The sequence below is a fragment of the Clostridium beijerinckii genome, assembly GCF_018223745.1.
Taxonomy (GTDB): Bacteria; Bacillota; Clostridia; order Clostridiales; family Clostridiaceae; genus Clostridium; species Clostridium beijerinckii.
Map to the genome: position 1 here is coordinate 3,174,973 of NZ_CP073653.1, position 26,569 is coordinate 3,201,541.

Annotated in this window: 17 protein-coding genes; all 17 read right to left on the reverse strand. The window is 29.9% G+C overall.

Annotated elements, in window-relative coordinates; translation table 11 throughout:
• Positions 1 to 13: 13 nt before the first annotated feature.
• Positions 14 to 3,748 (reverse strand): reverse transcriptase domain-containing protein, encoded by a 3,735-nt coding sequence (locus KEC93_RS14335; protein ID WP_077869186.1) that lies wholly within the window; start codon positions 3,746 to 3,748, stop codon positions 14 to 16.
• A gap of 1,326 nt (positions 3,749 to 5,074) precedes the next feature.
• Entirely contained in the window at positions 5,075 to 8,161 is a 3,087-nt protein-coding gene (locus tag KEC93_RS14340; RefSeq protein WP_077869187.1) for a type I restriction endonuclease subunit R, read from the reverse strand.
• A 91-nt stretch (positions 8,162 to 8,252) separates the two neighbouring features.
• The gene (locus KEC93_RS14345; protein WP_077869188.1) at positions 8,253 to 9,533 is read right to left on the reverse strand and encodes a restriction endonuclease subunit S; all 1,281 of its coding nucleotides are present in this window, start codon (positions 9,531 to 9,533) and stop codon (positions 8,253 to 8,255) included.
• Positions 9,533 to 12,109 carry a type I restriction-modification system subunit M gene (locus KEC93_RS14350; RefSeq protein WP_077869189.1) on the reverse strand — a complete coding sequence of 859 codons (2,577 nt, stop codon included), beginning with the start codon at positions 12,107 to 12,109 and terminating at the stop codon, positions 9,533 to 9,535. Before KEC93_RS14350 ends, KEC93_RS14345 begins: the two co-directional genes overlap by 1 nt.
• A gap of 494 nt (positions 12,110 to 12,603) precedes the next feature.
• Complete coding sequence (locus tag KEC93_RS14355) at positions 12,604 to 13,536, reverse strand: DUF5655 domain-containing protein (RefSeq protein ID WP_077869190.1); 933 nt, start codon at positions 13,534 to 13,536, stop codon at positions 12,604 to 12,606.
• 24 nt (positions 13,537 to 13,560) lie between these two features.
• Positions 13,561 to 14,520 carry an AlbA family DNA-binding domain-containing protein gene (locus tag KEC93_RS14360; RefSeq protein ID WP_207652960.1) on the reverse strand — a complete coding sequence of 320 codons (960 nt, stop codon included), beginning with the start codon at positions 14,518 to 14,520 and terminating at the stop codon, positions 13,561 to 13,563.
• Between the two features lie 10 nt (positions 14,521 to 14,530).
• The gene (locus tag KEC93_RS14365) at positions 14,531 to 15,694 is read right to left on the reverse strand and encodes an HNH endonuclease domain-containing protein (protein ID WP_077869191.1); all 1,164 of its coding nucleotides are present in this window, start codon (positions 15,692 to 15,694) and stop codon (positions 14,531 to 14,533) included.
• Positions 15,695 to 15,823: 129 nt separating this feature from the next.
• Positions 15,824 to 16,246 (reverse strand): hypothetical protein, encoded by a 423-nt coding sequence (locus KEC93_RS14370; RefSeq protein WP_077869192.1) that lies wholly within the window; start codon positions 16,244 to 16,246, stop codon positions 15,824 to 15,826.
• A gap of 449 nt (positions 16,247 to 16,695) precedes the next feature.
• A complete protein-coding gene (locus KEC93_RS14375) occupies positions 16,696 to 17,589 on the reverse strand; it encodes an AraC family transcriptional regulator (protein ID WP_077869193.1) in 894 nt (297 codons plus the stop codon).
• Positions 17,590 to 17,929: 340 nt separating this feature from the next.
• Positions 17,930 to 18,052 (reverse strand): hypothetical protein, encoded by a 123-nt coding sequence (locus tag KEC93_RS26715; protein WP_274597749.1) that lies wholly within the window; start codon positions 18,050 to 18,052, stop codon positions 17,930 to 17,932.
• A 53-nt stretch (positions 18,053 to 18,105) separates the two neighbouring features.
• Positions 18,106 to 18,378, reverse strand: a complete 273-nt coding sequence (locus KEC93_RS14380) for a hypothetical protein (protein WP_077869194.1) — start codon at positions 18,376 to 18,378, stop codon at positions 18,106 to 18,108.
• Positions 18,375 to 19,187 carry a putative phage replisome organizer gene (locus tag KEC93_RS14385; protein ID WP_077869195.1) on the reverse strand — a complete coding sequence of 271 codons (813 nt, stop codon included), beginning with the start codon at positions 19,185 to 19,187 and terminating at the stop codon, positions 18,375 to 18,377. Before KEC93_RS14385 ends, KEC93_RS14380 begins: the two co-directional genes overlap by 4 nt.
• A gap of 433 nt (positions 19,188 to 19,620) precedes the next feature.
• Positions 19,621 to 21,663, reverse strand: coding sequence for a glycoside hydrolase family 31 protein (locus KEC93_RS14390; RefSeq protein WP_077869017.1), 2,043 nt, complete (start codon positions 21,661 to 21,663; stop codon positions 19,621 to 19,623).
• 88 nt (positions 21,664 to 21,751) lie between these two features.
• Positions 21,752 to 22,597 carry a carbohydrate ABC transporter permease gene (locus KEC93_RS14395; RefSeq protein WP_017210698.1) on the reverse strand — a complete coding sequence of 282 codons (846 nt, stop codon included), beginning with the start codon at positions 22,595 to 22,597 and terminating at the stop codon, positions 21,752 to 21,754.
• A 1-nt stretch (position 22,598) separates the two neighbouring features.
• The gene (locus KEC93_RS14400) at positions 22,599 to 23,477 is read right to left on the reverse strand and encodes a carbohydrate ABC transporter permease (RefSeq protein ID WP_017210699.1); all 879 of its coding nucleotides are present in this window, start codon (positions 23,475 to 23,477) and stop codon (positions 22,599 to 22,601) included.
• A gap of 80 nt (positions 23,478 to 23,557) precedes the next feature.
• Positions 23,558 to 24,787 (reverse strand): sugar ABC transporter substrate-binding protein, encoded by a 1,230-nt coding sequence (locus KEC93_RS14405; protein WP_077869016.1) that lies wholly within the window; start codon positions 24,785 to 24,787, stop codon positions 23,558 to 23,560.
• A gap of 162 nt (positions 24,788 to 24,949) precedes the next feature.
• Positions 24,950 to 26,491 (reverse strand): response regulator transcription factor, encoded by a 1,542-nt coding sequence (locus tag KEC93_RS14410; RefSeq protein WP_077869015.1) that lies wholly within the window; start codon positions 26,489 to 26,491, stop codon positions 24,950 to 24,952.
• Positions 26,492 to 26,569: the final 78 nt, after the last annotated feature.

The following is a 26,569-nucleotide window of genomic DNA, read 5'->3' on the forward strand; positions in this document are numbered from 1 at the left end:
TTCACACCTCATTTCACAGCGGCAAATTGCATCTAACTTTTACATTATTTCGGTTAAATTCTGGTGGAACAGGCTTAAATCTTTTATCCGCAATTTGTAAATTATAATCTAAGCACTGAAATTCTCTTAATGATGCAACATCTATTTCTCCAATAAGCACTGTATCATTAATACCTCCACTTATTTGCAAAATGTTTTTTTCATTAGTGGATGCTGGTTTAATAATTCTATTGTCCCCCATTCTAGAATAATTCACATGAGCAAAATAGCAATGAACATCTCTAGATAAAGACTCCATAACATTAGAATAATAATTTACATCTTTATTATGAACACTTCCTATAAGTAAATCTACATACGAACAAAATAGGGATCTATCTTTTATATTAGCTAACTCAAAACAACTGAATGTTGAAAAATCTACGCCTTTCCATCTAAACAAATCATATTCTTTCTTCCAATTCTTTTCTTTTTGAGGCTCTTTCCATCCATATCCTTGAACCCACTCCTTTTCATTTGGTGAATAATGATTTTTTAACCTAAGCTTTATTACAGCATACTTATATTCCTTATATTGATCAGGCAATATGGTAACTATATAATTACAGCATAATCCATTTTCATATATAACATGTTCTAAACCACATACTATAGCGATATCATGATTTTCACTAAACTTCGCAATTACATCCAACCACTGCATTGGGATACTAACTTCTGGAAATATAATCATATCTGCATTATTTTTAACTGAATAATTTAATAATTTATTCAAATTTTCAAGTCTACTGCTTTCGAGATTAGGAACCTTTTTAAAGCTTTTTTTCAAATTATCTTCTTCTACGTTCATATTAACTATAGCAATCTTAAATTTATCCTTTCTATTTTGGTTCGCCTCAATATAGTTTATATTAATATCCTTTTGAATAAAAAGATATTCATTTTTATTAAAATATCTTAGATGTGTGCATTCAAATAACTCCTTTTTCTTTCGTTCTTCATTCTCATCTACATTTCGGACCTTATCTTCCTCACTACCACTACTATTTCCTTCTTCCATCTGTATTGGCATATTAATTGCGTTTAAAAATTTTGATTCAATATCCTTAAATTCTTCACTAAAATTATTAATTACCTTAAATAACTCTATTCCTTTTTTAATCTCCATTTCACCACTAACTATTTTTCCTCTTGCCATTAATTGATTAATATAAAATAAAATACATTCGTGCAGATGCACATATCTAGGATTGAAATTCTTATGAAAATCAGTTATCTCAACAAGACATTCATCATCATTTTTTCTACTATTTTGATTATCATCTCTGGTTTTTTTAATATCCTTATTTTCTTTCTTAAATTTCTTATTAATACATTTCTTACATATTTCATAGTCTGCATCGTCCATACACTTAATATTATTTATACAAGCAAAACATTCATAATAATTATTATTTATTTTAAAACATCTCATATCTGACTTTATATCTGGCAACATTCCAACATTAGTAATATAATTAATTGGAACATCCTTATCGTATTTTCTATAACAATAATTCATCAATGGTTGATGCACTATTGAATGATTGAACATATTTGATCTCCTAAATTCTTCTTTTAATGTAAAAATTCCCTTTATATTAGTACGCTTGGGATTTATCCCTTTTCCAATCAAATCTTTTATTAATTCATTATATATTTTTGAATCTTCTGCTGAAAATCCACCTTTATTACTGTCACCTTCTTGTCCACATTTAAGAGATTCTAAAAAAAGTTCATCATTAATAGAATATGTCATAGATAAAACTATTTTTAGATATTCTCTTAAATCCCTTCTAATTAGATTTTTTATCTCTCTACGAGTCTTTAATTTATTCAAATTATATTTATGTTGCTTTACTTCTAAATTTTCTATTGACAAATATATACTAGAAAATATATCTTTAACATATTTATATTTTTTATTCAATAGATAGTATATGAAGACTTTGTTCCATAAGAAATAGAATTCAATAGCTATTGGATTCTTAAATATCCATAAAATTTTTTCATCAACATCTTTTGTATCTTCAGAGTTTTCTAGTTTATCTGAGTAAATTATACTAGCTAAAAATTTCGAAATCTCGTATCTACTTATTTTTGCCCTTTCCATATTAGATAATTTACTTAAATTATCTTTATAAGAAATTTTATAAACATTTCTATCAAAACTATCAATCAACTGATTTTTCTCAGGTAAAAATTTAAAAGCACTTGCATTTTCTAATAATTCCTTTTTAAAATTATCTATTATTGCTTTAGATCCATTTCCTTTAAAATCATATACCCTAATTTTTTCATCTTGTATACATACTTTAGCACCCGAATCATTCTTATCATCTTTATTTAATAAACTTGATATTAAAAATATTTTCTTAAAATCTGAATTATCTAATTTTACATTATCTATTCCTTCTTTTGAGAACCTAGTTACTACTTCTTTATTTTCACAAATTTCTCTTAATATTTTACGCATCTGTTCATCAGTTTTCCAATCCGAATAAACTATATAATCATATTTATTTTCAATTTGCTTTATTAAATCTTTTTTACTTGAATCATATTTTCTTAAAATTTTAATAACTTCATTTAAAAAACTTTTCTTTAAATGAATGTTTTCTCTTTTAACTTTTTTGATAAATTTTAATATATCCTCTTGGGTATTTAATTCATAAATGTTCTCAATATCCTGTTCTTTATTATCTTCCTTACCTATCATTAAAGCTGGCCTAAACAATCCATTTTTACAGAACAGTTTATTTAATAAATAGCCTTCCAACTGGTTATTCTTTACGTCTTCATAATCAATAAAATCCCCATTAAAAACCAATATTATATCATCAATATATCTCTTATAATATAACGGATTTATTTTTTTAATAACTTCTGTATCAAAATCTTTCAAATACCAATTACATAAAATAGGACTCGGTAAAAACCCAATTGGTAATAAGTTTCTTTTATCCTTTGAAATTTCGCTCGAATACTTTTCTATAACTTTCTCTATGAAATTATTAATTTTTTCATATGCTTTCCTTCTAGTATAGCTTGCGTTCTTTTTCTTGATAATCGCCTTGATTTCATCATTAAACTTATTTTTAAAATCAATATTAGTTGAATAGAAGTATTCTTTAACATCTAATGACATCATAATAGTTCTCTTCTTATCATCCATTCTTTTTTCAACCAAATTTACAGCATCATCTCTCCATTTACTATATTGAGTATAATAAGGCTTAAATAAGTTTAAATTATCCCTTAAAATATTATCTTCTAATTCATTTCCTGCTGTATTTTTATCATAAGTCTTTTCAATATCTTTTCCTAATAGCATTATCCATAAAACACCTATAATTTGTGCTTCAATACATATATCTAAGTAATACATTACTTTATCAATAAAATAATCATTTTCATTGATACTGTTGGATATGATTGCATCATCGTCATGTTGTATACTCTTCGGTAATATTCTAATCATGAAATTCTTCTCAGGCCCATTATTTTCTATTAACTCTTCTATATTCCCACTTTCTATAATGAATTCTAATTCCTCGAATTTTTTGTCTAACTCATACTCATATTTCTTTTCAAAATCTACAATTCTCTTTTTCAAAAAAACATTTCTATTTTCATAATAAGAAAAAGATTTTAATTTTTTATATGCTCTTCTAATTAAATCTTTTAAATTATCATCTTTGCCCTTCATATAGTAGTCCCTTCTAAAATACACAATTTCTAAACATTATATACATTATAGCATTTTTTTATAAAAATTTCATATTTAATACATTTCTTCGTTATATAAAAACACTGGGTCTTATTAAAAATATTCATTTCGTAATAATTAACATACAAATATCAAAAATGGAGACTTTTTGATTATAATAAGACCTCCACTTTTAAATTCGCATTGTCAATTTTAATATTAATTTTCAGTATCTCTTCCTTACTAAGTTTTATCATTTAATTACCTTCTCTATTTTATTCCAATAAAGTCACCTAAATAACGCTATTTCCATTTATCCATTAATAATTTAATCATACCTCTATCTCTCGAAATACATCTTACTTCTTGTCGTGAATTGCTCCTCTGACCTTTTTTACTCAGCCAATTATGAGAACCTATGATTAAATATTCATTATCATAATACTGAAAGCTCTTTCATCGAAAGACTGAATATATTAGAGCTTATACTTAATCCTTTTCGAAACATAAGATACTATTTATATACTTACTTGTAGTCATTCCACATAGAAAATACAAGAGAAAGATTTGCTTCATTAAGATTCAGATGATATATTTCTTCTTTAGTAGTTGTAGTAATATCTGTATTAAAAACAACAATCCATGTATATTTTGTCCATTATCAGGTTTCACATAAAGCTTTTACTGCTAAATGTAAAATATCAATAACGTTTTTTATTGCATCATTCAATATGTAATTTAATAATTGATGCATTGAACTTTCTTTCATGAAGGAACGACGCTGCGAAATATGTCTTCCAGATGTAAAATTGTAAATGTTAATATGAAAGTGCATAAAAGTTCCAACATGGAAATGTAGGAATTTATGCACTTTTTATGTATAGTTTTTTCAATATATAATTGTATGGAATTTCTAAATGAAGTTTACACATACTCTCTTACACTCTAAAGGCCAATGACTTAACAGCAGAAAAATATTTAGTCTATTTGTTTGAAATCCTTGCAAATGCAAGAGCCAAGGAAAGTGATTTCTTAAAAAATGTATGCTATGATCTAAGAATATTCCAATTAAAATATATATTAAGTCTACCAAATAATTATTTCTATATAAAGTTGTTCCAACAGAGAATAAGTTTTCTGCCGAGTTTATTTTATCACTTAATTTGTACTTCTAATACGCATCGATTCCTTGACGCTTACAAAGTCTTTAACCCTTACGTTGTTCGAAAACAGAAGTGAAAATGACCAAGAAAACTTATTTTCTTGGTCATTTCAAACAATCTTTATTAATATTACTCTGTTTAGTTAAGTATAAACTATTTTATGTTAATCATATTTTTCTTTTGCTTCAGCAATAAATTCTGGCAATTTCTTTGTTAAAGTCATCATATGCCTTAATTTGTTGCCTGCTGATTTATCTGCTGCCTTATCATAATCCACACTTTTTGTTAATTCATCAATATATGGTATTGGTCCAGCTTGTCCCACCGAAAATGCATTCACAGATTTGAAAAGCCAGTCTCTGTCAATTCCCCATTCGTCTGCCAATTCATTAATGTTTGCTTTTAATTTTTTCTGTTTCCAAATATCAAAAGCTTCATCAAAATTTAAATTATAAGACAAGTTTCCAGGTACTAATTGAGTATCTACAAATTCCTTTAGCAAATGTGCTTTATTATCCTCACCCATATCACTCAGTTCTTGAATTTGCTCATAAATTATACGTAATTTTTCCCCATCTACCGTTTGAATACCATCTACATTACTCACTTTCGAGCCAATTAATCCAAGTATATGAGCCGCATCAATTACTTGTGTTCCTGCGAGCTTTGTTTTTCCAACAAGAGGTTTAATAATAATTGGTACAGGATCACCTGGTCCATCATTTCTCATTAAATTTCTATATGCACCTACATATTTTAACCAAGTATGCTCTTCAATACCAAAGGTACTATCATCCCATTTATATTCATAATATTGCTCCACTAAATTTAACTGTTCAGCTGCATCTTTAAAAGTAAGAATAAACTTGTCTTTCTTTTCCTTATCATCTTTTATCTCTTGCCACTGCGAAGGATCTGGTAATGAATTAATCATTTCAAAAGCATTTATACTGAATTTTTTGACTGCTACAGTATATGTATCAACGATTGCTTTACTACTACTTCCACCACTACCATATAATTTTAACGCAATATCTACTGTTTCTTTTGTCATCCTTGGATACTGAAAATTAACAATTGTTCCAAACTCTTTATTTTTACCAAATACACGGTTTGTCCTAGAATATGCTTGGATTAATCCTTGCAGTTCTAGTGATCTATCAACATACAATGTATTCAATCGTTTAGAATCATATCCTGTGAGCAATTGATCTGCCACAATCACCAGGTCTATATTCTTTTTATTACGTCCGCTTCCACCACGAGTTGCACGTGCCACTACGTCTTCAAAATATGCATTCTCTCCATGTTTTTTATCGCCTGCAATAAATTCAATACCTGTAAATTCAGAGTAATCCTTAAACATTCCTTTAATAATTGCTGGAGAAATATTATCAGGATCATTTTCATTACCAAAACTAAATGTCATAGCGATATTTAGTTTTTCTCCACGCTCATTTAATTGCTTCTTAAATTCATCGTAAAATGCAATTACTCTGCTTTTGTACGCAACTGTTAAGATAGCATTAAATTCTCTTCCCTGAGATTGAGTATCCCAGTTATTTAATATTTCTTCAACAACTCTTGGAATATGTGTTTCATCTTGATATATTAAAATATTACTTTTTTTAGCCTCCATTTCAACTTCTGTTTCAGACCATTCTTGTACTTTACGTTCAATATCTCTATCTGCAAGTTCTGGGTACTCTTCTTTGATTTTTTCTACTAACTGCTCTCTTAAATCATCGTAGCTTTTGAATTCACCAGTATTTATATAATCTACATGAAACCCTAGAACATTTCCATCCGAAATAGCTTCATCAATTGTATACTCATGAAGTTGTGGTCCAAATAGCTTTTCTGTAGTGTTTATTACTTCACTTTTCTCATTTATTTTCCCTTTAATATTATTTTCATCAAATAAAGGTGTTCCTGTAAAACCGTAAAAAAGACCATTCTTTCTAAAATAATTTTTAATTGAACCCATCATTTGTCCCATTGTTGTTCTATGGGCTTCATCTACAATAAATACAATTTTTTTATCTTCTAAAGTAGTGTCCTTAGCTTCTTCTAACTCCTTAACGACTTCATTAAGCTTAAAGGTAGTAGTAACTATAATACCTTGATTGTGTGATTTAAGTTTATTTTTTAATTGATAGGTGAATTTTGTATCATCAACCGTTACTGGCTCATAAGCTGCATATGCCTTAAAATTATCACTAGTAGTCCTATCCAATTCTCGTCTATCAACTAAAAATACTACCTTATCAAATCCTGCACGTGTAGATAAAAACAATGCTGTCTTAAAACTAGTAATTGTTTTTCCAGAACCAGTTGTATGCCAAACAAATCCTCCATGTGGTATACGTTCATCATTATCCCATCCAAAAGCAGCACCTTCTACTGCTTGCAATGCATAAACCTGATATGGACGCATGAGCATGTGTTTCCTGTTTTCTTCTTCTTTATCCTCATCAATGACTAAATAATCTCCAACCATTTGATGTGCCATAGGTATCATTAAAAAATGTTCAATTACTTTCTGCCAATTATTTATTGGCTTATTTTTTTTATCTGACCAATGAAAAACAAATGCAGGATTGAAGTCACTGATAGATTTTGGTGTTGCAAAATAACAAGTTTCTATCTCCGTAGTTATTACCATCATCTGTGAAAATGCCATGAAGTTATTACAGTATTCACCGTCATTATAATACCTTTTAAACTGTCCATATGCTTCATCTAACGACTTATCAGTACGTTTTTGTTCAACATTAATTAGAGGTAAGCCATTAATTAGTAAAACTATATCAAATCGATTATCATTAGGAGTTACTACCTCCCTTGCAATGCGGTAACTTGAGTCTCCACCCCTTACCTCAGCTTTTTTTAATATGGTTAAAGTAATCTGTTTCCTTGTTATATTGGGATTATCATCACGATAAATCCCATCAATTTTTCCTTTAGATTCTTCAATTGATAATATTTTAGCAGCTTCATAACTATTGCCTATTTGGCTTACCTTAGCCATTACCTGTTTAAATTCATTATCCGTTAACTCAACACCTTCAAGTTGATCCGCATTTATACGATTAAGCTCACTTCTCCAATGATTAATTAAATCAGATACCGTTACTTTCTTCTTACTTCCGTTTAAGTAATCAGGAGCCTCCCATTTGTATTTTCCCAGTTCTTTCACAAAATTCTCCTGAAAAGCCCTTTCAGAAACATTCTTAGGTGTATTACTCATAAATTACACTCCCCTCTAAATCAAGTTCAACTAAGGTCGTGCCACTGTTATCACACACTTAAAGAAGTGGAGGTGTTACAGTGGCTAGACATCAGATAAACATTTCATTTAAGTATGCTTTTTTTATATTTTGTAGTTTTTCAAGCTTATGCTGATGGAGGTTGATAAGGTTGTCGACACTTTTGAAAAATGTACCTATTTTAGTCTGTTCTTCACTTGACGAAGGCATACATGATATATAACTACTTATTTCATTTAATGATATATGTTTAATAGTTCCACCATGAGATATCAATGCCATCTTTTTGAAAAACTCTCCAGTATTGAGAAACTGGTACACAAATTCTGGATCTGATTTTGCAGTTAATCTCCCAACTCGTTGAGCAAGAATTTGCTTTTGTTCTACCACCTTTGCTGTCCTTCCGACCGTTCCATCCATGGTAACAAGAATGTCATCTGGATTTAACACATATTCGCTGAGTGCAGCATTATTAAAATTTACCCTGCTTCCAAGTGAGCTATCAACAATTGGCGAATCATTTTGAATATTTCCATTAGTTATTACTAAATACTCTCCCTTATCATCAAAATCATTGCTGTCAAAAGGATATCCAGTTCTGACTATAGCAACCTCACCCAACTTACGCTGTTCCCAATCGTCTGTAAAACCTGAAAATCTTAGTTTTGGCTTACGCTCTCCTTCAGCAGGAAACATATCCGTAAGATATGCTTTTTTTAATGCTTTTATCTTTTCTAACTTACGCTGATGTAGCGTGATAAGGTTATCGAGGCGGTGAAAAAAGATTCCAATCTGTGCTTGTTCCTCTTTATCCGTCGGGTATTTTATAGTTGTTTTTACCAAGTTACCTCTGCTTAATGACAGCACTTTTATTCCCTGCATAAGAGGTAACAATTGCTTATGATATGAATCAGAATTCATATAATATCCAAGGTAATAAGGTGCCATTTTAACAATGGGTCTACATACTATCGTATGCAATCCAGCTACAACTGCAATATCCTGAAGATTGGTTATTTCAGTGGCTTTTCCCGTTGTTTCATCTTCTGCTGTATCCGCAATAATGATATCTCCATTTTGAAGTAATTGAACCTTGTAATCAGCAACTTTCCCTTCAGTAATATAAGGGATTTCATCACTTACAACGTCTGTATAAGCACCATACTTTATTAACACATCACCATAATGAATGCTCTTAACTTCGCCCTCGTCATAATTCAATTCTGCTCTGGACAAAGTGTTATTACTTACAGAAAAATCAAATACTTCTTCCAACTTACGCTGTTTCCAACCTCCATCATTTTCGAACTCTTTAAATCGTCTTTTTGGTACGTTCTTCTTGTTTTCGCTCATTATTTCACCACCAATTCGTTCTTAAGTGTTTCAAATTCACGCATCAGGCTTTCTATTTCCATATCTATACTATCCAGTGTATTTGCATAACGTTCCTGTAGCATTTGTAATGTGTTTAATTCGGCTTTCAATGGAATTTGCACTAAGCCTACCATTTTGAAGGCAGTACTTCCAAACCATTTTTTATACATTAGCTTATCTATTTCCTCATCTGTTAATACTAAAATACGTTCCTCAACTGCATCTTTAAGTTCTTTTTCCTCTGTTTTAATATCTTTAGTAAGGGAAGATTTTTTATTTATTAATGTTTCAACCTTTTTTAGTAACTCATATTCTTCTGAACCTTTTTCAGCTTTCTTTAACTCTTCCTTTAATAATTTATTGTCAAAAGCATCACCTGGTTCATCGTCTTCGTTCTTTTTTAAAGCATCATATAAAGCATTATTTTCTACACTATCTTCAACTTTTGCTGCTTCAATCAAATCAGCTAATTCTGTTTCTATATCTTGAATAGCATCTCTTTTATTTTCAATTGCTTCTAATTCTGCATGATAAAGTTCCTGTGCAATCAAATCATTAGGAATAATACTTCCAATCCATCCATCTTGTTCTTCTCGTTTATTACTACCTGACCCTTTAGTTATCATCTTAGGTTCACGACTGCGGCCTATCTCATAAAATCCACCATTTGCAATAAGCTCTGTATCATGCGTTAATGCTTCTTTCCAAATTTCCGCAATAATCTGATATCCACCATATATATCAATATATTGATAGTCAGGTAAGATCTTCTTGATTCTATCAAGCATTTCTTCCATAAGATTTCTAAGATCAGTAGAACTATCAACATTTCGTAAAACATCCCAATATTGCTTTATATAATCCTCTGTTTTTGTCTTGATTTCATCAGACATAGTAGTGATTCTAGCATCATTTAGAATCTCACTTGTTAATTCACATACTGGCTTTGTAAGATTTATATATCCAGGACGAATTGTTTGCAAATAGCTATTCAAAACATCTGGAACAAGTGCTTGTAAAACTTTTAAATCCTCAATATTTTTTTGTGGAATTCCACCTAGCAAATGAGCATCCACATCTTGGCTAATTTCTGTATCGATAGCTTCAACGTAACGAGGAATATTCATATTATATTCATTATTTTTGATTTCTTCACGTGTAGCAAGATGACTATATCCTGGTATCTCTGCCTTTTCCATGTACACATCTACTATTTTAGCAATGTCTTTTTCCTGAAGTACATTTTGCTTTCCTACCTTAATAAAGCTATTTGATGCATCAATAATAAGTACTGGAGCATCAATTTTACGATTCTTTTTTAATATTATAATTACAACTGGAATTCCTGTATTTGTAAACAGATTACTTGGTAAACCGATAATTGTATCAATATAATTCTTATCTAATAATCTCTTACGAATTTCTCCCTCTGAAGAACCACGGAATAAAACCCCATGTGGTAATACAATCGCCATAGTTCCATTAGTTCCCAAATGATATAATCCATGTAGTAAAAATGCAAAATCACCTTTTGAATCTGGTGGTAAAGTGCCTGCTACCTCAAAACGAGGATCACTTACTTTTAATCCCGCTTTATTCCAATTCTTTGCTGAATAAGGCGGATTCATAACAACTGCATTAAATTGAACTCCTTCATTAGGATTTTTCGGATCCTCTGGCCAATCGTTTGAAAGAGTATCACCATTCTTGATTGTCATTTTTTCTGGACGCACTCCATGAAGAAGAAGATTCATACGAGTTAAATTATAAGTTGCTGTATTCTTTTCTTGACCATAGTAAGACAGATCTCTTTGAACATCCTTATCCAAATGCTTTTTAACAGTCAAAAGTAACGAACCAGAACCAACTGTTGGATCGTAGATTGACTTAATTTCTGAGGATTTTGCAACTATCTGCGCCATAACTTCACTTACTTGATGTGGTGTATAGAATTCTCCTGCCTTCTTTCCAGATTCCATTGCAAACTGGCCAATTAAATACTCATACGCATCTCCAAGAACATCACCTTTTTGCAATTTTACCATATTAAGGTCAGCAAATAGTAATATCAGTGCTTTAATATTTTTACTTCGTTCATTTAAATTGCTGCCTAAAGCAGTGTCTGTCAAATCAAGAGTCGAACTAGAGAATAATCCCTTAAAGTCACTTGAATCTCCTGATACAGCTATTGTTCTTTCAAAATTATTAAGACTATCTGTAACCTTTTGAACTTCAAACTCCCCCGAATTAATATCCTTAAGCCATGTTTGATAAAGATATTCTGGAGATACATAATACCCCAACACACCTTGAATCATTTTTTCAAGTTCATCTCCGTACTCAGTCTTAGCTTTAATATATTCTTCAACTAACTCATTTTCTGATAATTTATCTACTCCTGCAGTTACTTTAAAAGTTTCCAAAGTTTTATCACTTAAAAACTTATAAAACATTAACCCAAGCATATAATCCTTATAACGGCTTGCATCCATTGACCCTCTTAATTCATTTGCTCCATCCCATAATCTTCTTTTTATCTCTTCTGATGTAATCATTCTTTTGTCTCCATTTCTTGTTTTCTATCTAAAGTCTCAAGTTTTAAATAAATAGTAAGAATTATTTCACTCACTTCAATTAATTATATAAAACTAGCTTCAATTCTTTTAATTCGCCTGAAATCATTATATCTCATCCAATATATTTTTATATATTTAATTGTACTATATAAAATATTTTTTATCTATAATTCTTATGGTGTTCGTTTTTATAAACACTAAATAACACAATTCACATTATCTATAATCATTTTTATAAGATTTTCTGAATAATATAAAGTATTTTTTCATGAAAGTTAATATTTCTAAGCTCTACCTAGAACAATATTTATAAAAAACTCAAGTACTTTTTAACATTTCTTTACTAATAGCAAGTCCCCTTTTATTATTAAACTTTAAATGAAATATATAAGCATTACTTTCCTTATTTTTATGATCTAGTTATTTTTCTTTATAAAATTTCCTTGCTAATTCAACTTCTCGTATGACTAACTTTATCCTCTATTGATTTTTAATTTATAGATTTGTTTTATCAAGCTAAAAATATACTCCAATTCCTCATCATCAGACATTTGAATCTCATAATCCCCGTTGCCCCAATGACCAGTTTTAGACATATCTTTTGCAAGGTGTTTTGAATCATCTATAGTTCCCCACTTAGTGTTTAACCAAATCTTTAATGCTCTCTTTTGCAAATGGATATCTATCATAATTTTATTGTTATAAACAAATCCAATCTCTAATTTTTTAGCTTTTATAGTGATGTTGTCATTTAATGAAGTTATATATTCTTTAATCCTATTATATAAATCAATTATTTCTTCAGAAGAATTTTTAAAATGATCTTCTTCTGTATATACAATCACTTCATCAATTACATTTCTAGTTTGAGTATTTGTATTTGCTTTGTTTATTGTTTTTATTGATTCAGATGTTTTAGATGGCTTAATATTATTAAAATAAACTGTATTATTTGAAAATTTCTTAACTTCCCACAGTTCAAAAGGTAAATCTTTAAAGTTGATTGACTCCTTTTGATAATTATTAAATGATGGTGATACGAATATAACTCTTGATTGTGACCAATCAATATCATCTCTCTTTAAAGTCGTATTACAATTTTCATTGTATTCAAGTATAAACTCAGCCTTATTATTTAATAATAGAGATAAATAAGCATAACCTTGATCTATCACACTAAAGCTACTTGTATTTTTATACTCAATTATTACAAAAGCCTTGCTACTCTCATCAAAAGCTAAAGTATCTAACCTAAAATTATTAAAAGCAAATTCTCTTTTAATAAACTTTAATCCAAATATATTTTCAAGGTTACTTTCACATAACTTATGTAATTCTATTTCTTTTTTAAAAGGTATTTCTTTTATTTCGTTTAGCTTGTCTTCATTTATTTTGTATAAAAACATTTATTTTCTCCTAAACCTCTAATATTATTTTTTAAATATACTTCCAAATCTAAATTCTTTAATGCCTCTTAATCTTCTTACCTTGTGCAAAATATCACCTTTTGCTTTAATTGCAACACCTTCTTGACTTGCCTTATACTCATTCCCTTCAGTATCTTCTAATATAATTTCTATATTGAACAAACTAGAGCAATCTCCATATTCATCCATTCCTAATCGCACACAATCTTCGGAACCAAAACTCAAAAATAAATCATCTAAGAATTGATCCTTTCGATCTAACTCTAATTTAAAATCTAAGTTTCTGCCAATATTTTTATGTCCTACAACTTCATTCCGGCATACTACTTTTCCCTCATCGTCTTTTATTAAGATATATCCTCCTAGAAGAATTATTTTCGAGTTGCCTTTATTTATTAAATTTATTTTAAGTGGAGCATCTACATATGGACCAAAAGAATTTGGATTTTTAATAGTTCGAACAACTATTATATAATCTTTAATTGATATTTTAATATCTTTTCTTTCGTTATAAAAAATATCATAATCTCTCCTTAGTGCTATTGAATTAGTTGAGTTTTTTCTGATATAACATTCACCTTGTCTAATATTTCTCCCTTTTGTATATTGTTTTTTGGCTATATACGGTCTATCTCTATTATCTTTTGAGATTTTATAATACCCTAAAATTTTGTCTTTATATGAGACTATTCTGTATTCAAATTTTATTTTAGGTTCAATATTATCGTTAACAAGCTGCTGAAATTCTGCCTGTTCTTTTTCATTCTCAATTCCCCTTATCTCTTTTTCTCCATTAATCTTATCTTTCACACCTATAATTATATATTTATCATCCTCATACATTGAATTTGCCATTGACATGATATCTATCAAAAACTCCCCTTTATCAATATAATCTTTTGCTTTAAAGTCTAGATACTCGCCCTCATGTCCATTTTCAATTAAATTAATTATATCTCTCACTATCAATCACCTAACATATAAATTTTTCCAAAACTCCAAACCCTTGATTTACCGCCACTCCATAAACTGGCCCAATCTCTTGTTTCATTCTTCTAACGAATTCCTCTTCCTTATTTTCTTTTTTAAACTTCTTAAGATTATTAACCTTAAGTACTTGTACATATTCTTCTATTTGATTTTTTCTGTTTTCATCAACTACAAAACAGAAGGCTTCGTATTGCATTTCACAAAACTTATCAATATAAGTATCATATTGGAGTAAATTATCACTTTTTTTACTATTGATATTCTTAAAAGTTGGTACTAAATTCCACATTTGATCATGAAGGACAAAGCTCCAAGGTATAAAGTGATCTATGCTTAAAACACCATAATCATTATAATTTGTTTCTGTGAAATCTAAACCTGTATACAAGTCAGTTATATGCCTTTGTTCTATAACTTGCTTCCATATCTTTGTCTGCTCTCTCAAGTCTCTATTTTTAGGAGCTTCTAATTTCATTGCTATACCTGGTACATTTGGATTGCGCTTTTGCAGGAAGCATACTAATCTATAATACGCCCAGCCTTGAATAATTCTGTAGTTAAACTTTAAGTAATTACACCAATTGTCTTTAATCCTAATGCAATTTTCATCCTTATTATTTTTATAAATTTCATAAATGCTTTCATTATCTTCTTTGGATAGTTCTTCTATGAGCTTTTGAACTTTTTTCTGACCTCTAAGTTTATTCTCAAAAAATGGTGATAAAAATCTATACGGTACATTTAAAGTTAATTCTTTAAGCATTTTATTTAATGTTTTATCTTGTGATGAATATATAAAGTTAAAAAGCTTACGTTCATCATAATTGCTTTCCAAGTTATATGTATCTGAAATGTAATTAGCTACTTTTGCTAAATTATCACATAATCCAAAACTTAACTTATATTTCAAAAGAGGATACCAAGCCTTTACGACCATTTTACATATTAATGTTCTAAATTCTATTTCAAAATTACCCAAAGAAATTTCATCTAATAAAGCCAGCAGCCAATACATCTTATAACTTGCCACAACATTATCATCTCTAAGTGCCCTAGAGAATGTGGCATAATCAACTTCATTACTATAAGGGACTTCACATATTTCTTTTGGTAATATTATATCTTTTCTTGTGTATATATCATTCATAAAACTCTCCACCTAACACCTAGTGATATACATTATAACTATATTTTAACATAAAATAAGAGCTTATTTTACATAAACTCTCATAAAAGAACTATTTTATATGCGTAGCCTAATCCCAACTTTCAAAATCTAATCATTTTCAATATACACATCACATTTTTCATCTCTTGCCCTTCTTAATAATGCTAAAATTAAAGCTTGCACTTCCTCTATTTCTTTGATCAAGCACTCATCAATACTCTTATAATCTGTTTTAGTTAAATTTCTGCTATCAAAAAGTGAAAATTCTTCAATCGCTTGATCTATGTTATGGATTTTGCATTTATCAGAATAAGTATCGCACCAGCCCACACACATATTCCACTCTAACACTATTCCAGCATCATACAAAATATCTCTTTTATTAATCTCTGCTGCAATTATTGCTTGCATCATAGGTTCAAAATATCCATTCCAAATGCTTAATTCATATATTTCTTGGTCTTTGAAGTGAAAATACAATATAACTCCAGGTTCACCATCATATCCATCATAATATTTAGTATTAATCATTTCTTCTCTCCTTAACTATTAATATAAAATAAATTCACTCTCTAGTGCAGATTACGTTTAATGTAGAAAAATACCGTAAATTCATTTCTAAATTTACGGCATTACAAAGATTTAAAATTAAATATCGATGATGGTTTCAAAGAATTTACCATGTAATCCATCCATAGGTTTTATAATAATGTGGTTTAGATTGTACTAAGCTTCATTATATAATTATGCTTTTACCTTATAAATTCATAAACCAAAAGTTTAACTCCTATCAAATAGAATATGACCACTTTTATACAATTTAAGAATACACCGCCAAGTATTTAAATTATCTAACAGATCTAAGCACAATCACTTTCTTAAATCCCCTATGTTCCTATCTCTTCTTATCACCAGCACAAGTTCCTCTTATCTATAACTAAGCTATCAGCAAATCCATACAAAACTTCTATCATATTATATTATGATACTCTCTTTATAGGAATCCACAATTCACAAAATAAACCTGTCTCCCCTTCCTCAGGATAAATTTCATAGTCAGTGTCTTCTGTCTGTTCATAGTCAGACTGTGGTAAGAATTCTTTAAAAAATCTACTCCACATTTCACTGATACAATTACCATTATTACCATAGCATTTAAAAACTACATAGGTTGCCGAGTCAACTTCCCATATACGGTAACCTTTTTTAAGCATTGCTTCTTCATTATCTATATGAGTATCTTCATCAATAAGTACTCCAATTCCATAATCAAAAGTTATTTCATTCTTCTTGGTAGGGCTGCATAGACCATATAAATCTTTTTTACCAACTGGCCTCATATTCATAATTTCTTCTACTAAATGTTCTTTATGACATTCACCCCAAAAGTCAGTAATATCATGATTGCCAGCCTCATTCATAATTTCATTACTAAATGCTCGTACCTTTGCAATAAATCTTTGTTTGCCTGTTTCTTCAATCCTATAATTCATAGTGTTTCCGCCTTCCAATATAATTTTAATGGCCAAAGGGTTAAAGAGACAGAGTTGAGTTCCTTTTCTTTTAGCTAACTTTGGTGATACGCCATGAAACCGATAAAAAGCCTTTGTAAAACTTTCTGGTGTTTCGTAACCATACTTAAAGGCAACGTCAATAATTTTACTGTCAGTTAGCTGTAATTCTTGTCCTGCTAGTGATAACTTTCTATTACGAATGTACTCATTTGCTGTCATTCCAGCCATTAAACTGAATATTCTATGAAAGTTGTAACATGACATATGCACCTCTTTTGCTACATTTTCGTAATTGATCTTCTCTAGAAGATGACTCTCCATATAATCAATTGCGCTTTGTAATGACTTTCCAAAACTCATCTATCCTTTCCCCTTTCACTATGTATTATAAAATTCCTTGTAAGAATATTCCTGTCCTAGTTTGCAGTATTTTGTCCTGTATGCTTTTTAATTGCTCGTACCTGCATTGATTAATATTTTAACTCTGAAGGAAGCAAAAGCTAAAGGAATGCACCAATCTAAATCAAAAGTTGATAGTTAGTCGTTTCGATATTATTTAAGTTCTACATATTTTAAAGTAAACAAAAATAGTTTTTTTAATATACAAAACTAATATAAACAAATAGCTTGCTACGATAAGATAAAAATATCATAGTAATCTATTTTCTTTATAAAATGCAAGCTCATAATCTATTCTTTGTTATAAATAATTAATTAAATCCTCATAATCAATATCAGGTTTCCTCTTGTTAAGTGGATCGCTGCAAAACAAGAAACATGTATAAAATTCATCTTCGCTCTTAAAAATAAAATAACTTTCCATTTCGTATATCCTCTCACAAATGCATATCTATTTGCATAATAACTTCTAAAACTTTATCTAATCAATTTTAATTCTTCAAGAGCCATTCTTCTTATAATCTTTACTTTACCATCACCATCTCCCAAAAATTCAGTTTCTAAATCATCTGCTAAAGATGGTTCACCTTTATCAAAAATTATATTCCAATATTCACTGCTATCATCACCATAATATGTCCCATCTGTAATTGTTTTGCACTGTAATAAAATTGATAATTTGTATGCAATATATACATCTACTCTAGTTTGATCATCAAAGTCTTTTCTTGAAGTTTTTCCTTCTGTCAAAAGCTAAATGCCAAAACAATCTCCTCATCTTTTCCTATTACCGGCTCCCCTTCAGTAATCTTCATCAGATCATCATTTTCTACTTCATCAACAATACTAATTTCATTAATCTTCTCTTTTTTCTTAGGCTTACTTTTATTTTTTACTGCTTTCTTCTCTAAGGTAGTTACTATCTCATTAGGTAAATTCTCTTTGCTTTTGTATTTTTCCATATTTAATTTCTGAGTGGCTTCATTATCTGCTTCTGTTACATTCTTATTACAGCTGTTTAAAGGTACACTTGTACTTGTTTCCATACAGCTTTTATTATCAGCATTAGTTACATTTTTATTTGCAATATTATCTTTTATATCAATTACTTTATTATCCTTATGTTTATTCTCACTCTCCACATTGATATTCTCTATACAGCTGCTGCTTAGCTGTTTCTTATCGTTAATTTCAACTTCTTCTGCTTTATGTTTATTTTGAACTTTTTCTTTTGTTTTAATATTTTGATGCTTTACAAAGTTTTTTACTTTATATATTTTATCTTGAGTAAATTCAACCATTTCTAAGTCTATAAAAGTTTTTATAGCTAATTCTATTTCAGATACTTCTCTATTGAACTCTATAGCCAAAGTCTCTAGAGTATATGGTATATTTCTAGATAAAAATAATTCTCCTTCTAAATTGACCTTACCTGCAAGAACCACAAGCCTAGTCCAAACATAATTTATAAGATCTCTTTTTTCCATTCTATCTATTATTTTAAACTTTGTATCCTCATACATATTCACATTAAATTTAACACATTTTCTTTCTCTCATTTTTAACACGCTCCTATATAAATAATTTATCTATATAGGATATATGCTTAAAAATGAAAGTTACTAATATAAATTAAAAATTATTTTATTCTTCCTGTAATTTAGATTCTAAAAGCTTGTATTTTTCATTTTAACTTCTGAAATCAATTTTAAAATTATTAATTCCTCCATATCTTAATATAAAATGGCTTCTTTTATACTATAATGGACTTCACATATTTCTTTTAGCAATATTATCTGTTCTTTTGAAGTATATATTTGATTCATTTTAATTCCACCCAACAAAATACAATATAAATACATTCTACCATAAAAATAAGAGCTTACATTACATAAACTCTTATCTAAATACATCCTATTTAACAATGATAAAAATCAACCTATTTAATCAGCTAGAGTTATACCCCCAAACTGCCGATTTATGATATTAATTTTAAATATTTATAGTGCAAGATCCTTCCTTATAATCTCTTAGAAACAATGGAATTTGATCAATTGGGGCATCTACAAGTATTGTTTGTCCACCTTCCATTTTTTCTTTTGTCCATGCATTAGTCCAATTTGACCCTGATGGCAGATATACTTCACGTTCAGTCTGACCTTTTTCCATAATAGGTGCAACTAGGATATTTGGCCCAAACATATATTGCGATTCATTATCCCAACAAAGCTTATCCTCTGGAAAATCATAGAACATTGGTCGCATGACTGGAGTTCCTTTTTTATGTGCTTCTTCCATTAAAGTAGTAATATAAGGCATCATTGCTTCTCTTATTTTCAAATACTTCTTGCAGATTTCATATACCTTGTCTCCATAAGACCATACTTCATTATCAGCACCGGATACGCATTCAGCTCCACCTGTTGTTCCATACTGAGGCTTGAAAGGCCAGCGATAACCATGAAGTCTCATAACTGGGCAGAAAGTTCCGTATTCAAACCAACGGATCAATACCTCATGGAAATCTGGATCATCAATATGTCCTCCGAAGAATCCTCCAATGTCTGTAGTCCACCAAGGAATTCCTGCAAGTCCCATATTTAATCCTGCTGCAAATTGATTTCTGAGACTTTTAAAGGAAGAATGTATATCACCTGACCAAACCAATGCACCGTATCTTTGAGATCCAGCCCATGCACAGCGTAGCAAATTAATTATACCTTCCTGTCCTTCTGCTTTCATACCATCAAAGAATGTTTTTGCATACATCATAGGATAAATGTTTCCTACCTGCACATTTGGTCCTAAATGATATCGGTAATTTTCGAAATCATAAACACTATATTCAGGCTCTGCTTCATCAAGCCAGAAAATCTTTACACCCTTATCGTAGTAATTTTTCTTAGCTTTCTGCCATACATACTCTCTTGCCTCAGGATTAGTAGGGTCATAATGTATAGTATTTCCCATGAAATTCATACAAATGCGGAAACCTTTATCTGTTCTAACGAGCAATCCCTTATTCATCATTTCGTCAAAATTTTCACTTCTATAATCTACAGTTGGCCAAATAGATACCATCAATTCAATTCCCATGTCCTTAAGTTCTTTTATCATAGCATCTGGATCTGGCCAGTATGTTGGATCAAACTTCCATTCGCCTTGGAGTGGCCAGTGGAAAAAATCTACCACAATAACAGAGATAGGAAGATTACGTTTCTTATATTCCCTTGCTACTTCTAAAAGTTCTTCTTGAGTCTGATAGCGTAACTTACATTGCCAGAATCCCATAGCGTATTTTGGCATCATAGGAACTTTTCCAGTTGCATCAGCATATGCTTCTTCAATCTCTGCAGGAGTGTCTCCTGCAGTAATCCAATAATCCAGCTTCTTTGTAGAATATGCTTCCCATGTAGTAATATTCTTCCCAAAATTCACACGTCCCACTGCAGGATTGTTCCAAAGAAATCCATAACCCAAAGATGATAGAGCAAATGGCACGCTAGCCTGAGAATTTCTGTGTGCTAACTCTAAATCTGCTCCTTTCACGTCTAAGAACGGCTGTTGATATTGCCCCATACCATAGATTTTTTCATCTGGATTAGAAACAAACCTCATGCTTAGATGATAATCTCCTCCTATAATCGGCTTGAATTCTCTTCCTTCCACTTCCAAAGAACTACAAGTAGAACTATACATATCCTTACGATTACGAACATATTCCTCTAACAACAATTCACCTTTCTGATTATAAAATTCTAATTTTCCAATCTGATTAATTACTGCTATAATCTTACCATTTACGATTTTTGCACTATACTCCTCAATACTGATCTTAGCATTAGATGGTTTTGGTTCTATAAGCGCCCAATCCTCCATAGGCATATCTGGCTCTTTTGTGGATTTAATCCTTAAACTATTTGGCCCCCACGGCATGATAATAAGACGTTCTGCATCATATCTATAGCAAAGAGCTCCATCCTTTTCCTCAAAATATCCTAATAAAAATTCTCTGTTATCATCAAATTGTCCCATATTAATCCCTCCTATTTATTATTCTTCTCAGTCTATTGTGAATTCCTAAAGCATTTATTTACCTAACTTTTTTCCTGTAATATTTTAATTATTCTTTTACTGCACCACTAGTTAGACCACCGATTATATATTTTTGCATGAATATAAATATTGCTACTACCGGAATTATAGTGAGTGTACCAAAAGCCATTATTTTATTCCAAGCTAAACCGTATTGCCCCATAAAATTATAAATTCCTGCAGTCATTGGCCTCATGCTTTGCTCATTCATAAATGTTAAAGCAAAAATCAAATCCCCCCATGCAAATAAGAATGAAAATACTGCAGCCATTATAATACCTGGATAAGATACTGGAAGTATAATTCTTATAAAAGCCTGGAATGTATTGCACCCGTCAACCCTGGCAGAGTCCTCCAGCTCCTTAGGTATGGATAAAAAATACGTTCTTAGTATAATTACAACAAATGGTATAGATATTGTGCAGTCAGCAAGAATAGGTGATAAGTAGGTATTTAATATTCTAAATCTCCCAAATATTATAAACATTGGCGTTAATAATAAAGTTGCCGGAAGCATCTGAGTAATAAGAAATGATTGAATAAATAATTTTTTACCTTTAATTCTATACCTTGCAAGACCATATGCTGATGGCACTGCAAAAAGCAATGTGATCACAAGAACCGAAAAACTTATGAAACAGCTGTTAAAAAACCCTTTGAATATGCTATATTCACCAGTTATTTGAGCAGCATATGCACTTAATGTAAGCTGTTCAGGAAAAAAGGTCGGAGGATTTCTAAATATTTCAGCATCACTTTTAAATGAACTTATAATTACCCAATATAAAGGGAATAGAAATATTGCTCCAACTATTACAGCTATAATATTTAAAATAATGTTAGTTCTCGGTTTAATATATCTTCTTTCCTCCAAATTACATCACCTCATCTTCTTTTATTAATTTTACATAGAATAGGCTTACTATAAATAGAGTTAAGAACAGAATATTGGCTACTGCTGAACCTTGGCTATAGCTATATTGATTGAATGATAGCTTATATGATAAAGTAGACAAAACTTCTGTTGCATTTACGGGTCCACCATTTGTCATTATAAAAACAAGGTCAAATACTTTAAATGTATAAATAAATCCAAGCATTAACACTGACAAAATTGCAGGTTTTATAGATGGAATAGTTATATAAAATAGTTTTTGAAACCAATTTGCTCCATCAAGACTGGCACTTTCATAAATAGATTTAGGAATCGTACTCAATCCAGTTGTTAAAAGAATCATATTAAAAGGGATTCCAACCCATACGTTAGTTATAATAAGTCCCCACATTGCACTATTAGGCTGTATAAGCCAGTCCAAAGGCTGATTTATAACATGAAGATTCATAAGTATTTGATTAATAACTCCACCACTTGGACTAAACATAAATTTAAATGATAATGCATTAATAGTCATTGGTATTAACCAAGATACCATAACCAAACCTCTTATAAATTTTGAAAAAGTGAATTCTATATTAAAGAACAATGCAAATGCAAAACCTAGCACAAATTGAAAAATTATACATACAACAGTATAATAAAGAGTATTTCCGATAGCCACCAGAAGCACAGAGCTTTTAAATAATTCTATATAATTCTTAAACCCTACAAATTCTTTTATTGGACTGTTTACAGTCATAACATTAACGTCTTGCAAACTTAGTAAAATATTATATATTATTGGATAACCAACAAATAATAGCATAAATATAACGGCTGGTACAATAAACATATAACCCACTCTATTCTTATGCATATTACCACCTCTTTTCATTTTCTATTTAATATGGATAGAGGGCTTAATTAAAGCACCTCAACCATATTAACCTTTACAAATCACTTTAATACCGCATCAATCTTTGTTTGAGCTTCATCTAATGCTTCTTGAGGGCTCTTCTGCATTGTCAAAGATTCTTGGTATGCAGTGTAAATTGCTTCGGAAATTTGAGGCCATTTTGGATGTGGACCTCTAGGCATAGCATACTGCATTTGATCCATGAAAACTGCTTTATTAGGATCTTCAGTCCAAACTTTATCGTTAGCTAAATCTTTTCTAGGTGGAAAATATCCTGTATTATTTATGAATTCTCTAACATTATCAGCCTTTCCAATAAACTTTAAAAATTCCCATGCTTCTTCAGGATGGTGCCCTTTAACAATTCCTATATTTTCACCACCAAGGACTGAAGCATATTTCTGATCTTTAGGAATTTTTACACATGCCCACTTCATATTAGGAGCATCACTCTTAAGTGTTGAAAATTGCCATGGCCCATTTATCATCATAGCTGCTTTACCTGTAGCAAACTGCTTCTCAACACCAGGTTGATCCCAATTAATGCATTCTTTACTTAAAGACCCATCTTTAAGTAGGTCTGTCCACAATTGAAGTGATTTTACTACTTCTGGAGAATTAACTTTTTCTACACTTCCTCCTGAAGATAATAAGAAAGGCATAAATTGGAATGTACCTTCTTCGCTTTTCACAGCAGATAATGACAAACCATAAACCCCATCTTTTGTAAGTTTCTTCGCAGCTGTTCTAAGCTCATCCCATGTTTGAGGAGGAGTAACTCCTGCCTGCTTAAGAAGGTCCTCATTATAAAATAACGCTAAACAATTGCTATCCATAGGAATTCCATAATTTTTGCCGTTATACATTGTTGACTTCCATGGACCTTCAAAGTAATTATCTTTTTCATCCCAGTCTTTAACTTTATCTGTTATATCTTCAAACATTCCCATTGCTGCAAATGCTGCATGATCAGGATTATCTATAACGGCAAGATCTGGTAGATTTTGTGCTGCTATTCCTACTGAAAACTGCTTCTTTATGTCTGCAAATGGTACATATTCATTTACTACTTCTACTTTATCTTGAGACTTATTAAATTTATCAACTAAATTATTAAATGATTTTTTTTCATTGTCGTTATAATAACTCCAAACTTTTAGCGTAACCTTCCCGTTAGTATTGCTAGCAGTTTGTTGAGTACTTGATGATCCGCAGCCAATCAAACTTAAAGAAAGTACAGCACTTATTATTAATGATATGGTTTTTTTCAATTTAATCCCCCCACTTTAAAATTCATATCTTCGACATAAACTCATTTGGATAAATGTAAACATATACAATGCAGGATGCGCATCTGTTACTATCATTATATTTCTTACAATACTCTAATCCAATTCCAAAGTTTTAAGAAAAGTGTAAAAAACTAATCAATTTTATTTATGCATTGTAACGTATTTTCCTGCACAAACACCTGTAACGCTTTTAAATACTTTACAAAAATATTTTGGGTCATTGTATCCAACCCTCTTAGCAATCTCTCCTATTTTTAAATTACTACTAATAAGTAATTCCTTGGATTTATTTATTCTGTATTCCTTTAAATAGCTTGTAAAATTAGTTCCTACTTCCTTATAAAATAATGTAGAAAGATATTCAGGGGTGACATTAAGGCTTGCTGCTATATTTTCTAATGAAATGCATTCTGCATAATCATTTATTATTTTATTAATAGTCTTATATACAATTAAACTGTATGATGCCTTTGAATCTTTATTATTTAATTCAGATACTATATTTATTATATTTTTTAAAATATCCTCTATTTCACACCAGCTTGTACTATTTTTAACTTTTTCTAATATTCTTTCATTATTAATTTTAATAAACAACTCATAATTAATATCTTTCATTATGTTAATTATTGAAATCACGAAACAATCTACACCATCTATGATACTATCTGGATGATATTCACCTGATTTGCAATAACTTAAAAACTTATTTATTAAATTACTTAATTTAATATAGTCCTGCTCACCAATTGCAGCCATAATTAACTGCTCAATTTCCTTAGGATATTTAAAAGTTTTAGTGCATATGCTTGATATTGCATTCTCAGTAACTATAACATCCTTTTTCAATAACAATGACCATTTTAAATTCCTGTTTATTTCTTTCACTTTACTCGCAAGTTCATCAATTGAAATTAATTTAGAAAGACCAGCAACAATGCAGTTTTCAAATCCATTATTACGAAATAAATTGAATAATTTCTTATTCAATTCTTTTTCAATATTTACTTCCGAATCCTTTGATGAAAATAAGATTAATATTTCATTACTATATTCATACTCTATAAGAATATATTTTAAATTTTCAATATGCTTAAACAAATTATCTATACATTCTTTTAATAAATTATATTTTTCAACATGAGTATTAAGTAATTTGGCTACAATAACATAATTAAAATTATATTCATTTATCTTACCTGAATAGTGTTCATATACTTTGTTAATCTTTATTTTCCCTTCTATCATCTCTATTATCATTTGTTCAAAAGTCATTATGTTAATTCTTTGATAACTTTCTTTTTCTATTTCCCTATCAATATCTTTTTCTATTTTTTCAAAGACATTTTTCAAGTCTTCAACTGTTATGGGCTTTAATAAATAATCAGTAACTCCAACTGAAATAGCTTTCTTGGCAAATTCAAATTCTGAATACGCTGTAATAATTATCATCTTAACCTTAATTTCAGATTCATTAAGCTTCTTAAGCATCTCTAATCCGTTTACTCCTGGCATTTTAATGTCTGTTATAACTACCTGTGGTTTTGTTTTTTCTATTATATTAAAACCTTCTAAGCCATCATTTGCTTCACCTATAACATGATAATTTTCGTTGATTTTAGGTAATAATTTTATAATTCCTCTTCTAGTCCTAATCTCATCTTCAATAACAACAATGTTCATATACTTCCCCCTGAAAACTTAGTTATTTTTAATATATCCAACATATATTATGAATAGAAACTCTAAGAAATATCTTAT

What these genes read in the sequence shown, in the direction of transcription:
- KEC93_RS14385 (WP_077869195.1), bottom strand. Translation starts at nt 19,187, where the DNA reads ATGAGAGAAAGAAAATGTGTTAAATTTAATGTGAATATGTATGAGGAT.
- KEC93_RS14350 (WP_077869189.1), bottom strand. Translation starts at nt 12,109, where the DNA reads ATGATTACATCAGAAGAGATAAAAAGAAGATTATGGGATGGAGCAAAT.
- KEC93_RS26715 (WP_274597749.1), bottom strand. Translation starts at nt 18,052, where the DNA reads ATGGAAAGTTATTTTATTTTTAAGAGCGAAGATGAATTTTATACATGT.
- KEC93_RS14340 (WP_077869187.1), bottom strand. Translation starts at nt 8,161, where the DNA reads ATGAGTAATACACCTAAGAATGTTTCTGAAAGGGCTTTTCAGGAGAAT.
- KEC93_RS14355 (WP_077869190.1), bottom strand. Translation starts at nt 13,536, where the DNA reads ATGTTTTTATACAAAATAAATGAAGACAAGCTAAACGAAATAAAAGAA.
- KEC93_RS14335 (WP_077869186.1), bottom strand. Translation starts at nt 3,748, where the DNA reads ATGAAGGGCAAAGATGATAATTTAAAAGATTTAATTAGAAGAGCATAT.
- KEC93_RS14400 (WP_017210699.1), bottom strand. Translation starts at nt 23,477, where the DNA reads ATGCATAAGAATAGAGTGGGTTATATGTTTATTGTACCAGCCGTTATA.
- KEC93_RS14345 (WP_077869188.1), bottom strand. Translation starts at nt 9,533, where the DNA reads ATGAGCGAAAACAAGAAGAACGTACCAAAAAGACGATTTAAAGAGTTC.
- KEC93_RS14370 (WP_077869192.1), bottom strand. Translation starts at nt 16,246, where the DNA reads ATGATTAATACTAAATATTATGATGGATATGATGGTGAACCTGGAGTT.
- KEC93_RS14365 (WP_077869191.1), bottom strand. Translation starts at nt 15,694, where the DNA reads ATGAATGATATATACACAAGAAAAGATATAATATTACCAAAAGAAATA.
- KEC93_RS14390 (WP_077869017.1), bottom strand. Translation starts at nt 21,663, where the DNA reads ATGGGACAATTTGATGATAACAGAGAATTTTTATTAGGATATTTTGAG.
- KEC93_RS14410 (WP_077869015.1), bottom strand. Translation starts at nt 26,491, where the DNA reads ATGAACATTGTTGTTATTGAAGATGAGATTAGGACTAGAAGAGGAATT.
- KEC93_RS14375 (WP_077869193.1), bottom strand. Translation starts at nt 17,589, where the DNA reads ATGAGTTTTGGAAAGTCATTACAAAGCGCAATTGATTATATGGAGAGT.